The sequence below is a fragment of the Sphingomonas eleionomae genome (genome assembly GCF_049889035.1).
Lineage (GTDB): Bacteria > Pseudomonadota > Alphaproteobacteria > Sphingomonadales > Sphingomonadaceae > Sphingomonas.
Map to the genome: position 1 here is coordinate 753139 of NZ_JBLTWP010000002.1, position 13201 is coordinate 766339.

Below are 13201 nucleotides of genomic sequence, written 5' to 3' on the forward strand. Positions count from 1 at the left end.
GTCACTTCGCCCCGAGACCTCCGTACAGCAGGCCGAAATAATCCCCCTTTTTCCAGGTGGGCCGCGCATCGCCATTGGCGAGATCCAGCGCGATATCGGCGTTGACGCGGACAAAGGCGCTGGCCGCGGTCCAGTCGAACGGCTGTTTCATGTCGTCCGACACCTGGTGATAATGTTCGTCCAGGAACAGCTTGGTCGCGGCCTGACCCGCCCCGCCGGGGCCGGGTTCCAGGGAAACCGACGGCACACCCTGCCGGACGAAGCTGTAATGATCCGTGCGCACGAAACTGGCCTGGCCCGGATCGGGATCGGGCACCAGCGCAAAGCCGCCGGCGCGCGCCGCCCGGTCCACCGCCGCCCCGATGCTGGACCGATCCGCGCCATAGGCGACCAGATCCTGAAAGCGATAGGTCAGGATCGGCATGTCCAGATTGATGTTGGCAACGATCCGGTCCCTGGCGATGGTCGGAAACCGAGCGAAGTAATCGGAACCGATCAGCCCTTTTTCCTCGGCCGTAACGGCGACGACCAGGATCGACCGGCGCGGCGGCGTGGGGGATGCCCGCAGGGTGCGGGCCACCTCCAGCATCGCGGCGATGCCGATGGCATTGTCCATCGCGCCATTGCTGATCCTGTCGCCCTCGCCCGTCGCCTTGGTCCCGACATGGTCGAGATGCGCGGTCAGCACGACGGCTTCCGCTGCCAGCGACGGATCGCTGCCCGGAATACGGCCGACGACATTCGGGCTGGTCGTTCGCTCCACCGTGAAGCGTTGATCGGTGGCGATCGCCGCGTCCAGTGCGCCGCGATGCGGCAGCGGCTGGCCCGCATCGTCGGCAGCGCGGATCGCCGCCCATCGCTTTGCCCCAAACAGCTTGTCCGCTCCGGCAAAGCTGATGACGCCCAGCGCGGGCGCGCCCAGATCGCGCGGAGTGCCGTCGGCATTGGCCCAGGCCATGGCGCGCGATTGCCATGCCCGCTTCATCTGATCAAAGGGATAGGCGCCCTCGATCTGGCTGGTCATCAGATAGAGGATGCCGGCCGCGCCCTTGCGCCCCGCCGTCACCGCGCGGTCGGCCCGGCTGCCCAGATGGGCGCTGATCTCGCTGTTCAGCCCCTTTGGCCCAGAATAGAGGATCGCGACGATCTTGCCGCGCACGTCCAGCCCGGCATAATCGTCGCGTCCGATTGCCGGATCGCTGATGCCGTATCCGGCAAAGACGACGGGCGCGGAAACCTGCACCCGTTCCGGCCCGGCGACAGCGCGCAGGGTAAAGTCCGTGCCGAACGCAAGCGGCGTCGCAGTGCCGCCGCGCGTCAGCGTCATTTCCGGTTCGGCGGCCGCGCTGGCAGTCACCAGTGGCACGGGTTGATACCAGTTGCCGTCCGTCCCCGCAGGTTCCAGCCCGATGGCCAGCATCTGGGCCGCCACATAGGCGGCGGCGACGTCGTAATCCGGGGTCCCCGCCTCACGCCCGCGCAGGGCGTCGTCGGCCAGGAAGGTGACATGGCCGCGCAGTTGCGATTCCTGCGCGGGATCGGGGGCGGATCGGGCAGGGGTGGCGGCGATCATCGCAATCGCCGCCCCGGCCAGCAACAGGTTCATACGCATCGGATTATTGTGCGCCGATGCCGCCATAGAGCGTGCCGAAGAAATCGCCCTTGTTCCAGCGCGGCCGTTCCGGTGCGTCGGCGATTTCGCGCGCGATCTGATAATTCACGTCGATGAAGCGCACGCCCGACGACCAGTTGATCGTCGGCACCTGATCCAGCTGGTCGCTGGCCTGATGGTAATGAGTCGACAGGAATGTATCGACCGCCGCCTTGCCCGGCCCCTTGGTGCCCGGCCACAGGAATACCGACGGAATACCCTGCTGCACGAAGCGGTAATGGTCGGACCGGACGAACAGGCCCTGTTCCGGCATGGGGTCGGGCGAGAAGGAGGCACCGGCATTGGCCGCGGCCTGGCGGACCATCGGCCCCAGCGTCGTGCGGTCGGAGCCAAAGGCGATCACGTCTTCGAACTTGTACGTGATGATCGGCATGTCGAGATTGACGTTCGCGACCAGCTTGTCCTTGGGCAGGGTCGGGTTATTGGCGAAATAGTCGGAGCCGACCAGCCCCTTTTCCTCTGCCGTGACGGCCAGGAACAGGATCGACCGGCGCGGCGGCTTGCCCGATGCCTTGAACCGCTTTGCCTCTTCGATCAGCGACGCGATGCCGACGGCATTGTCCATCGCGCCGTTATAGATGGTGTCGCCATCCTTGGCCCGGCCCACGCCGACATGGTCAAGATGCGCGGTCAGCACCACGACCTCGTCCTTTACCGCCGGATCGCTGCCGGGCAGCAGGCCCGCGACGTTCGAGCTTTCCAGCTTGGACAGCGTCGTCTTGGTCGCCGCCTTGAGCCGCGTCTTCAGCGCAAAGGGCTTGAACACCGCATTGGCGTCCGCTGCCTTGGCCGAAATCTGTTCCCATGGCGTGCGCGATCCGACGAACAGCTTGGCGGCGCCCGCCTGGCTCAGCACGCCAAGGCTGGGGGTCGATGCGGCGGCGCTGGCCCCGCTGCCGTCCGGGCGGCCCCAGGTGACGCGCAGCGCGTCATAGCTTTGCGCCTGACGGTCGAACGGCCGGACCTGCTCGGCCGCGGCAGTTTGCAGGACGATGACGCCGATCGCGCCCTTTTTCGCTGCGACCGCGATCTTGTTGGCCACCGAACCGAAATGTGCCCGCTCTTCGCCATCGAAGCTGGCCGGCGCGCCGCTGAACAGCGCCACGATCTTGCCGCGCACATCGACGCCCGCATAATCATCGCGCTTGCGATGCGGGGCGACGACGCCCTGGCCGACGAACACGACATCGCCCTCTGTCACGCGCTCGGCCTTTTCGGAATCCGGGCTGGGGATGTAATCCTTGCCGAACTCCAGCGTCATGCTGCCCGCAGGGCCGGTCAGGACATAATTTCCCTTGTCGGCCGTCTTGTAGCCGATCAGCGGCACGCGCTGGAAATAGCTGCCCTTGTCACCGGCCGGCTGCAACCCGGCGGCAAAAAACTGCGATGCGACATATTGCGCGGCCACCTCATAATCCGCCGTCCCCGCTTCGCGCCCCTTCAGCTGGTCGGAGGCGAGGAACATGACATGCGCCTTCATCGCCGCTTCCGCGTCCGTCAGAGGCTGGACGGCGGGCACCTGTTGTTCCGGCGGTGCGGCAGGCCCGGTCTGGGCGAGCGCAACTGCGGGCAGGCTGGCAGAAAACAGAAGCAACGAAGCAGCAGCACGGATCATGGACAACCTCGGCAAAAGTAAGGATAGCCAAAGCCTAGCAGGCTTGCCGTCTTGCACAAGTTATGCACTCGGCCCAAATCGCCGTTCAGGACGGACGCATCGCGCCGTCACCCATGTTCAGGCCCAAAAGGTAGCGCAGATGCTCGACGCCATGTCCGCCCCAGCCAGCCCGCCGGTGATCCGCCGCGACGCCTATCGCTCGCCCGACTGGCTGGTGCCGGAAGTGGCGCTGGATTTCGCGCTGGATGCGGATCGGACGATCGTGACGGCGACGCTCAGCGTGACACGCAGCGGCGCGCATGACCGGCCGCTGGTGCTGGATGCCGATGCGCTGGAGCTGTTGTCCGTATCCATCGACGGCACGGATCATCCCGCGACGATCGAGGACGGCCGGCTGACCCTGCCGCTGACCGGCGACAGCCACCGCGTCACGACCAGCGTCGCGATTGCCCCGGCCAGCAACACCCAGCTGATGGGGCTCTATGCCTCTGGCGGCAATCTGTGCACCCAGTGCGAGGCAGAGGGGTTTCGCCGGATCACGCCATTCCCGGACCGTCCCGACATCCTTGCCCGGTACACGGTGCGGATGACGGCGGACAAGGCGCGGTATCCTGTCCTGCTGTCCAACGGCGATCCGGTGGGTTCGGGTGAGTTGCCGGACGGGCGGCACTGGGCCGAATGGAACGATCCCTTTCCCAAGCCCAGCTATCTGTTCGCGCTGGTCGCCGGCGATCTGGCCGCCGCGCGGGACAGCTTCACCACGATGAGCGGACGGGTCGTCCAGCTGGGCATCTGGGTGCGCGAGCGCGATCTGGACAAGACGGGCCATGCGCTGGCCGCGCTGAAGACCGCGATGCGCTGGGACGAGCAGGTCTATGGCCGCGAATACGACCTTGATGTGTTCAACATCGTCGCGGTCGACGATTTCAATTTCGGCGCGATGGAGAACAAGGGGCTGAACGTCTTTAACAGCCGCTACATCCTGGCCGACTCCGAAACCGCAACCGATTATGATTACGACGCAGTGGCGGCGGTCGTCGCCCACGAATATTTCCATAACTGGTCGGGCAACCGGGTCACGTGCCGCGACTGGTTCCAGCTGAGCCTGAAAGAAGGCTTTACCGTTTATCGCGATCAGAGCTTTTCGGCCGATCAGGGCAGCGCCGCCGTGAAGCGGATCGAGGATGTCCGGTCGCTGCGCGCGGCGCAGTTTCCCGAAGATGCCGGGCCGCTGGCGCATCCGGTGCGCCCGGAAAGCTATCTGGAAATCTCGAACTTCTACACGGCGACCATTTACAACAAGGGCGCGGAGCTGATCCGGATGATGGCCGCGATCCTGGGTCCGGATCGGTTCCGGGCGGGCAGCGACCTGTATTTCGACCGGTATGACGGTACTGCCGCGACGTGCGAGGATTTCGTCGCGTGCATGGAGGAGGCGGGCGGCGTCGACCTTGGCCAGTTCCGCCTTTGGTATTCGCAGGCCGGAACGCCGCGCGTGTCGGCGCGGCTCGACCACGATCCCGCCACGGCCACCGCGACGCTGACCCTGCGCCAGAGCGTGCCGCCGACACCGGGCCAGCCGTCGAAGCAGCCGATGCACCTGCCGCTGCGCACCCGCCTGTTCGGATCGGAAAGTGCCGGTCCGCTTGGCCCGGAACAGCTGATCGAGCTGCGCGACGAGCAGACGGTGGTGACGTTCGCCAACATTGCCGAGCGGCCGGTGCTGTCGATCAATCGCGGCTTTTCCGCTCCGGTGGTGGTGGAGGGCAACCGGTCGCCCCGCGACCTGGCCTTTCTGTCCGCGCATGACGACGATCCGTTCGCGCGGTACGAGGCGATGCAGCAGCTGATGCTGGAAACGCTGGTAACGGCGGTGGCCGACGGTCGCGCGGATCATCAGCCGGTGGTGGAGGCGGTGCGCGGCACGCTGACCAATGCCGCGCTTGATCCTGCGTTCGTGGCAGAGGCGGTGCTGCTGCCGTCCGAGGCGTTCATCGGCGATCAGATGGCGACGGTCGATCCCGAAGCGATCTTTCGCGCGCGCGAATCGCTGCGCCGGGATATCGGGCGGGCGATGGAGGGCGAATGGCGGGCCGCCTATGACCGCGCGCAGGTCAACCGATTCGAATATTCGCCGGCGGCCAAGGGGCTGCGACGGATCAAGACCGTGGCGCTGGGCTATATTTCCGCATCGGGCGCGCCGGATGCCGCCGATCTGGCCTTTGCCCAGTTCGATCGTGCCGACAACATGACCGACCGGCAGGGTGCGTTGTCCACGCTGACCAATTCCCAGTCGGACAAGCGGATCGCCGCGCTGGACATTTTCTATCAGCGGTATCGCGACAATGCGCTGGTGCTCGACAAATGGTTTACCACCCAGGCGCTGTCGTCGCGCGACGATGCGCTGGAGGGGGTGATGGCACTGGCCGTGCACCCCGATTTCTCGCTGGCCAATCCCAACCGGGCGCGATCGCTGGTCGGGGCGTTCGGGGTCAATCAGCGGGCGTTCCACCGCGCCGATGGCAGCGGCTATCGGTTCCTTGCCGATCAGCTGATCGCGCTTGACCGCATCAACCCGCAGACTGCCGCCAAGCTGTTGCCGCCGCTGGGTCGTTGGCGCCGGTTCGATGCGGCGCGCGGCGAACTGATGCGAGCGGAACTGTCGCGCATCCTTGCCCAGCCCGGGCTGAGCAAGGACCTGTTCGAACAGGCGTCAAAAAGCGTCGAGGGATAAGGCGGGCCGGCCGTCCGCCGCGATCCGGGGCCAGGCGCAGGACGGGTTGGCCGGTACGCCGTTCAACGCGGCGCTGACAGGATCAGCCATAGGCGCGGGCGAAAAAGACGATCGTCGTCGCGGCGGTCACGGCCAGCGTCCATAGCCGGACCGCACCAGGTGGCAGCCGCTTTCCCAGATGCGCGCCGCCCCATCCGCCCAGGATCGCGCCTGCCAGCATCGGCAGGCAGCTTTTCCAGTCGATCATCGCAAAACCGATGAACACAATGGCCGCCGCCATGTTGGCCGCAGCCAGCATCAGCGTGCGCGGCGCGAACAGGCTGCGCGGATCAAGCCCGGCGAGCAGGCCATAGGTCGCCGTCATCATCATGCCGACACCGCCGCCGAAATAGCCGCCGTAAATGCCCAGCACGCCCTGTGCCGTCAGCAGCGTTCGTCGCCCAATGGTCGTCCGAGCGCGCAGCCAGTCTGCCGCCCGCTTGCCAAAGGCGATGACGACGAACGCCAGCAGCAGCAGCCAGGGGATGATCACATCGAACGTGCGGGTCGGCGTCAGGACCAGCAACAGGCTCCCCAGCAGGCCCCCGATAAAGCAGATCGCAACGAGCAGCGGGACGGCGACCCCGCCCAGCGGGCGCAGCTCGCGGCGAAAGCTCCAGGCGCTGGTGATCGCGCCGGGCAGCAGGGCCATGTTGGATGTGGCATTGGCGACGGTCGCCGGCAGGCCGAGCGCGATCAGCGCGGGCAGGGTGGCAAAGGTGCCGCCGCCCGCCAGCGCGTTCATCGCACCGCCCAGCATCCCGGCACCCGCGGCCAGCAGAAGTGTTTCCGTCATCGCCCGGTCCTAGCCGCTTTGAACAAGGGTGCGAAGCGGCAGTGCTTGGACGATGGCGGCATCGTTCCTATCTGGACGCCAGCATCAGGGAGCCTGTTACCCGTGAATTACCTGCATACCATGATCCGCGTCACCGATCCCGACGCAACCGTCCGCTTTTTCAACCTGCTCGGCCTTCAGGAAACCAGGCGGATGGACAGCCAGGGCGGACGCTTCACGCTCATCTTCCTTGCCGCGCCGGGCGATATCGACCCCGCAACCGGGCGGGGCAAGGCCGAGGTCGAGCTGACCTATAACTGGCCGCCCGAGGATGGCAGCGCGCCGGAAACCTATTCCGGCGGTCGCAATTTCGGGCACCTCGCCTATCGCGTCGACAATATCTACGACACCTGCCAGCGGCTGATGGATGCCGGCGTGACGATCAACCGGCCGCCGCGCGACGGGCACATGGCGTTCGTGCGCACGCCGGACAATATCTCCGTCGAGCTGCTTCAGGCGGGCGATGCCCTTGCCCCGGCCGAACCCTGGGCGTCGATGCCCAATACCGGCGTCTGGTAAGGTCATGACTGCGCCGCTGGAGATCGTCCGGATCCCGGTGCTCAGCGACAATTATGTCTGGCTGGTCCACGAACCGGTGTCGGGAGAGACGATCGTGGTCGATCCCGCGGTGGCGGAACCCGTGCTGGCGGCGGCGGATGCGCGCGGCTGGCGGATCGGGGCGGTGTGGAACACGCACTGGCACCCGGATCACACCGGCGGCAATCAGGGGATCAAGGACGCGACCGGCGCAACGGTGATCGCGCCGGCGGCAGAAGCGGCAAAGATCCCCACCGCCGATCGTCTGGTGTCCGAGGGCGACGGGGTGATGCTTGGCGCAGTGTCGGCACAGGTGCTGGCGGTGCCGGCCCATACGGCCGGTCACATCGCCTATCATCTGCCCGATGCCGCCACGATTTTCGTTGGCGACACGCTGTTTGCCATGGGTTGCGGGCGGCTGTTCGAGGGGACGGCGGCGCAGATGTTCGGCAATATGCAGCGGCTGGCGCAGCTGCCCCCGGATACCGCCGTTTACTGTGCCCACGAATATACCCTGTCCAATGGCCGCTTTGCCGCGCATGTGGAGCCCGATAACGGGGCAATTGCCGCGCGGCTGGCCGACGTGGCGGCGATGCGCGAGCGGGGCGAGGCGACCGTGCCGACCAGCATCGCGGCGGAACTGGCGACCAATCCGTTCATGCGGGCGGCAACGGCGGAGCAGCTTGGCGAACTGCGTGCCGTAAAGGACGCGTTCAGGGGATAGGGCCGACGCTGAAGATCGGGTATGTTGCTGCATCAAAACCGGGAGAGGGCATGTCATGAGATCAGCCATCGTCACCGCAGCCGCGCTGCTGATTGCCGGATGCGCCGCAACCCCCGAACAGATGGCCAGCGAACAGGCCGAGGCGGCGAAGGATTTTGCCACGGCGACCAAGGGCCGCGTTGCCGGCAAGCCGCAGCAGTGCATCGAGAATATCGGCGTGGACGGGCCGCAGATCATCGGCAACGACCGGCTGATCTATCGCCAGGGCGGCCGGCGCATTTGGGTGACCCAGCTGCGCAGCGAATGCCCGGGTCTTCGCCCGCAGGACAGCATCATCATCGCCGAGGTGTTCGGCGGCCAAACCTGTCGCAACGACCGGTTCCGCGTGGTGCAGCGCGGAAACACCATCCCCGGCGCCTATTGCTTCTTCGGCGATTTCGTCCCCTATGACCGGGCGGAGTGAACCCCGCCCGGCCGGAGGGCATTACAGCACATAGCGGCTGAGATCGGTGTTGCGGGCAATGCCAGACAGCTGTTTTTCAACATAAGCGGCATCGACCGTCAGCGTCTGACCGGCGCGATCCTCTGCATCGAAGCTGACTTCCTCCAGCAGCTTTTCCATCACCGTCTGAAGCCGCCGCGCGCCGATATTCTCGACGCTGTCATTCACGTCCGCCGCGATGCGGGCGATGGCGAGGATGCCGTCATCGGTAAAGCTGACGCTGACCCGTTCGGTGCCGAGCAGGGCGACATATTGCTGAAGCAGCGATGCCTTGGTGTCCGACAGGATCGCCACGAAATCCTCGACCGTCAGCGCCTTCAGCTCAACGCGGATCGGCAGGCGGCCCTGAAGTTCGGGCAACAGGTCGCTCGGCTTGGCGACGTGGAAGGCGCCCGACGCGATGAAGAGCACGTGATCGGTCTTCATCGGCCCATATTTGGTGGCGACCGTCGTCCCCTCGATCAGGGGCAGCAGATCGCGCTGCACGCCTTCGCGGCTGACCGATCCGCCGCGCACGTCGCTGACCGCGATCTTGTCGATCTCGTCAAGGAACACGATCCCGTTCGCCTCTGCATCCGCGAGCGCGACGCGGGCCACATCGTCCTGGTCGAGGCGCTTGTCGGCCTCTTCCTCGATCAGCTTGGCCCAGGCGGCGGAGACGGCGAGTTTGCGGCGCTTCAGGTTGTTCTGACCGAACGCCTTGCCCATCATTTCGCTGAGGTTGATCATGCCAACATTGGCACCGCCGGGGATTTCGAACGGCATCTGCGGCGCCGCCTCCACCTCGATCTCGATTTCCTTGTCATCCAGATGGCCGTCGCGGAACCGCTGGGCAAAGGCCTCCCGCGTTGCCTGGGAACTGTCCTTGCCGGTCAGCGCGTCGAGCAGGCGCGCCATGGCGGCCTCTTCTGCCTTGTCCTTCACCGCGACGCGGCGGCGTTCCTTTTCAAGGCGGATCGATTCTTCGACAAGGTCGCGGGCGATCTGTTCGACGTCGCGGCCGACATAGCCGACTTCGGTGAACTTGGTCGCTTCGACCTTGACGAACGGGGCGTCGGCCAGCTTGGCCAGACGGCGGCTGATCTCTGTCTTGCCGCAGCCGGTCGGGCCGATCATCAGGATGTTCTTCGGGCTGACCTCGTCGCGCAGATCGGGGCTGAGCTGTTGCCGGCGCCAGCGATTGCGCAGCGCGACGGCAACGGCGCGCTTGGCATCCGCCTGGCCGATGATGTGGTCGTCCAGCGCACGGACGATCGTCTTGGGGGTGAGGGTGTCGTTCATGGGTCGCTTTCGTCCCGCCGGCTGCGGCGGAGGGGGAAGGGTCAGGCGGCGCTGTCCAGCGTTTCCACGGTCAGGCGGTCGTTGGTGTAGACGCACAGGTCGGCGGCGATCGCCATTGCCTTGCGCGCCAGCACTTCCGGATCCGGCTCGTAATCGGCAAGTGCCCGGGCGGCGGCGAGTGCGAAGTTGCCGCCGGAACCGATCGCGGCGATCCCCGCTTCCGGTTCCAGCACATCGCCATTGCCGGTGATGACCAGTGTCACATCCTTGTCCGCGACGATCAGCATCGCCTCAAGATTGCGCAGATACTTGTCCGTCCGCCAGTCCTTGGCCAGTTCAACGGCGGCGCGCAGCAACTGGCCCTGATGCCGTTCCAGCTTGCCCTCCAGCCGTTCGAACAGGGTGAAGGCATCGGCGGTCGCCCCGGCGAACCCGGCGATCACCTTGCCATCGCCCAGCGGCCGCACCTTGCGCGCGTTGGGCTTCATCACGGTCTGGCCGGCGGACACCTGGCCATCGCCGGCGATCACCACCTTGCCGGATTTGCGCACGGAAAGGATGGTTGTGCCGTGCCACTGGATCTTGTCGCTCATGCCCCGGGATATGGGATGTGGCGGATGGGGTGTTCAAGGGCGGCCGGGTTCACAGGCCGATGCAGAGATATTTCGTCTCCAGATAGTCATCGAGGCCGTAATGCGATCCCTCGCGCCCCATGCCGGATTGCTTGACGCCGCCGAACGGGGCGACTTCGGTGGAGATCAGGCCGGTGTTGATGCCGATCATTCCCGCCTCGATCGCCTCTGCCACGCGCCAGACGCGGCTGAGGTCGCGGGCGTAGAAATAGGCGGACAGGCCGAAGGGGCTGTCATTTGCGGCCGCGATCACCTGTTCTTCCGTTTCGAACTTCAGCACCGGGGCGACGGGGCCGAACGTTTCTTCCCGTGTGGCGATCATGTCGGCGGTGACGCCGGTCAGCACGGTGGGTTCGTAGAACAGCGGCCCGGCATCGGCGCGCCTGCCGCCGGTCACCAGCGTTGCGCCCTTTTCCAGCGCATCGGCGACGTGCGCCTCCACCTTTTCCAGCGCCTTTTTGTCGATCAGCGGACCCAGTTTCGCATCGGGATCAGTGCCCGGCGCGGGTTTCAGTTTCGACGCGGCGGCGGCGAGTTTTTCGACAAAGGCGTCGTGGATGCCCGCCTGGGCATAGAGACGGTTGGCGCAGACGCAGGTCTGCCCATTGTTGCGATATTTGGACTGGATCGCGCCCTCCACGGCCGCATCCAGATCGGCATCGTCGAACACGATGAAGGGCGCGTTGCCGCCCAGTTCCAGGCTGAGCTTCTTGATGGTCGGGGCGCATTGCGCCATCAGTTTCGCCCCCGTCGCGGTCGAGCCGGTGAAGCTGAGTTTCGCTACGCGCGGGTCGTTGGTCAGCTTGCCGCCGATGGTCGCCGAATCGCCCGTGACGATGTTGAACAGCCCCTTGGGCAGCCCCGCCTCCAGTGCCAGTGCGCCGATGGCCAGCGCGCTGAACGGCGTTTGCAGCGCGGGTTTCAGGACCATGCCACAGCCAGCCGCCAGCGCGGGCGCCAGTTTCCGCGCAATCATCGCGGCCGGGAAATTCCACGGCGTGATTGCGGCGACGACGCCGACCGGCTGTTTCAGGACGACGATCCGCTTGTCCCGCTGATGCCCCGGAATCACATCGCCATAGGCCCGCTTGCCCTCTTCGGCGAACCATTCGAAGAAGCTGGCGGCATAGGCGATCTCGCCCTTTGCCTCCGCCAGCGGCTTGCCCTGTTCCAGCGTCATCAGTTCGCCCAGCGTGTCCTGATGCTGCATCATCAGATCGAAGATGCGGCGGATGACGCGGGCACGCTCTGCCGCCGACCATTGCCGCCATTCGGCCATGGCATGGGCGGCGGCGGCGATCGCCCGGTCCGTTTCCGCCTCCCCCAGATCGGGGACGCGGCCGATGATCCGCCCGGTGGCGGGATCATCGACATCGATCCATCCCCGGCCTGTCACCCATTCGCCATCGATCAGGGCAGCTTCGCGGATGAGGTCGGACATGGAGCGGTTCCTTGGCAAAAAGGGTCGTGCCCCGACCGTAACAGGGCCGGGGCATGGCGCGTCAACGCAGAACGCCCCGGACCGCTCCCTCGATCAACGGTCCACCCCCTTTGCCTTTCCCCATTGGCGGGCGGCGGTGTAGCCGAGATAGCCGGTGGCAAAGAGCGCATAGAGCGGTTCGGGCAGGCCGTTGAGATAGGCGTTCATGGCAGCCGCGATGCCCAATGCCATTTCGGGCCGGACCGCCCCGAGCAAGCCCATGGGGATGGAAAACAAGAGGATCGCATACATCACATAGAGGAAGCTGGGCCGGGCGCGGCTGGTCCAGGGATCGGTCGATTGCGCCTCTGCAATGATGGCGGACAGTTGCGTCCGAACCCCCTCCAGCTCATGCGCTGCCTCCAGCTTCAGCAGTTCCAGCTTGGCCGCGTCGCGTGCCTTTGGGTCGGGAATGATCTTGTCGATAAGACCGGCGACGGGGCCGATCAGGGTGCCGAGAATGCTCATGAAGGATCCTTTCGCTTGACAGTCCGGATGACAGTTTTGACAAAGCTGCAGGGTTTCCAGCGTCAGCTTGTCGAACCGATCCGGTTCGCCAGCCAGCCGTAGAGGAATGCCTTGTTCAGCGGACGCTGTTCGGTGAGCGCGACATAGCGTTCGCCCTGAAGCGCATCGCAGGCGCGGGTCAGCACCGTTTCGCCAAGCGTCGGACGCTGGGCGAGAAAGGCGTCGAGCGCCGCCAGGGTGCGCGGTCCGACCTGTCCGTCGGGCAGCAGCAGCGTGCCGTCGCGGTCCAGCGCGTTGAGCGCGCGTTGCAGGAACCCGATGGCAACGGATGGCCCCATATTGACGCCGGTGTCGAACAATTCCGCCGCCAGTGCCGGGGCGCGCTCGGCGATCTGATCCAGCCGCGGGCGTGTCCAGTAGAGCCGTCGATAGATGGCCTCCGCAACCGTGCGGGGTAGGTGGCGCATCGGGCCATGATAGCCCTCTGCCCGCGCCACCCGCTGCGTGATGCCATAGCGGGTGGCGCCGCCGCGATCGGCGGGGTGATCGGCATAGCCCCCTTCCCGGTCGATGACGTCGTCGATCAGCGTGTCGATGTCCATGGGTCGTTCCTCCGGTTGGATGGCGAAGGAATAACCCATATGGTTATGTGTAGGACAGGGTATGGCGGGGAGGAAAAGAC

The 13201-nt window shown here is 65.8% G+C and carries 12 protein-coding genes; 4 read left to right on the forward strand and 8 right to left on the reverse strand.

The features are described 5' to 3' along the window. Position 1 precedes the first annotated feature (1 nt). Positions 2 to 1612: a M28 family metallopeptidase gene (locus ACNI3Q_RS07875; protein ID WP_426275504.1), complete on the reverse strand. Its 1611-nt coding sequence runs from the start codon at positions 1610 to 1612 to the stop codon at positions 2 to 4. A 4-nt stretch (positions 1613 to 1616) separates the two neighbouring features. Further along, complete coding sequence (locus ACNI3Q_RS07880; RefSeq protein WP_426275506.1) at positions 1617 to 3266, reverse strand: M28 family metallopeptidase; 1650 nt, start codon at positions 3264 to 3266, stop codon at positions 1617 to 1619. 160 nt (positions 3267 to 3426) lie between these two features. Between ACNI3Q_RS07880 and pepN the strand changes: the two genes are divergently transcribed. After that, complete coding sequence (gene pepN / locus ACNI3Q_RS07885; RefSeq protein WP_426275508.1) at positions 3427 to 6021, forward strand: aminopeptidase N; 2595 nt, start codon at positions 3427 to 3429, stop codon at positions 6019 to 6021. A gap of 82 nt (positions 6022 to 6103) precedes the next feature. On the opposite strand, the gene ACNI3Q_RS07890 is transcribed toward pepN, so the two are convergent. Beyond that, complete coding sequence (locus ACNI3Q_RS07890; RefSeq protein ID WP_426275510.1) at positions 6104 to 6856, reverse strand: sulfite exporter TauE/SafE family protein; 753 nt, start codon at positions 6854 to 6856, stop codon at positions 6104 to 6106. A 120-nt stretch (positions 6857 to 6976) separates the two neighbouring features. Between ACNI3Q_RS07890 and ACNI3Q_RS07895 the strand changes: the two genes are divergently transcribed. From ACNI3Q_RS07895 to ACNI3Q_RS07905, 3 genes are read left to right on the forward strand one after another with little or no spacing between them, the layout of a single operon-like run. After that, on the forward strand, positions 6977 to 7414 hold the full coding sequence (locus tag ACNI3Q_RS07895; RefSeq protein ID WP_426275659.1) for a VOC family protein: 438 nt from the start codon (positions 6977 to 6979) through the stop codon (positions 7412 to 7414). A 4-nt stretch (positions 7415 to 7418) separates the two neighbouring features. Beyond that, positions 7419 to 8156, forward strand: coding sequence for a hydroxyacylglutathione hydrolase (gene gloB / locus ACNI3Q_RS07900; RefSeq protein WP_426275512.1), 738 nt, complete (start codon positions 7419 to 7421; stop codon positions 8154 to 8156). Between the two features lie 55 nt (positions 8157 to 8211). Then, complete coding sequence (locus tag ACNI3Q_RS07905) at positions 8212 to 8619, forward strand: DUF6491 family protein (RefSeq protein ID WP_426275514.1); 408 nt, start codon at positions 8212 to 8214, stop codon at positions 8617 to 8619. A 21-nt stretch (positions 8620 to 8640) separates the two neighbouring features. Here the strand turns inward: ACNI3Q_RS07905 and hslU are convergent, their stop codons facing one another. The 5 genes from hslU to ACNI3Q_RS07930 form a co-directional block, all read right to left on the reverse strand. Beyond that, a complete protein-coding gene (hslU, locus tag ACNI3Q_RS07910) occupies positions 8641 to 9939 on the reverse strand; it encodes an ATP-dependent protease ATPase subunit HslU (protein WP_426275516.1) in 1299 nt (432 codons plus the stop codon). A 41-nt stretch (positions 9940 to 9980) separates the two neighbouring features. Beyond that, positions 9981 to 10532 carry an ATP-dependent protease subunit HslV gene (gene hslV / locus ACNI3Q_RS07915; RefSeq protein WP_426275518.1) on the reverse strand — a complete coding sequence of 184 codons (552 nt, stop codon included), beginning with the start codon at positions 10530 to 10532 and terminating at the stop codon, positions 9981 to 9983. A gap of 49 nt (positions 10533 to 10581) precedes the next feature. Beyond that, a complete protein-coding gene (locus ACNI3Q_RS07920) occupies positions 10582 to 12012 on the reverse strand; it encodes an NAD-dependent succinate-semialdehyde dehydrogenase (protein ID WP_426275520.1) in 1431 nt (476 codons plus the stop codon). A 93-nt stretch (positions 12013 to 12105) separates the two neighbouring features. Further along, on the reverse strand, positions 12106 to 12519 hold the full coding sequence (locus ACNI3Q_RS07925) for a holin family protein (RefSeq protein ID WP_426275522.1): 414 nt from the start codon (positions 12517 to 12519) through the stop codon (positions 12106 to 12108). Between the two features lie 62 nt (positions 12520 to 12581). Next, the gene (locus ACNI3Q_RS07930; RefSeq protein ID WP_426275524.1) at positions 12582 to 13121 is read right to left on the reverse strand and encodes a glycoside hydrolase family 108 protein; all 540 of its coding nucleotides are present in this window, start codon (positions 13119 to 13121) and stop codon (positions 12582 to 12584) included. Between the last annotated feature and the right edge of the window lie 80 nt (positions 13122 to 13201).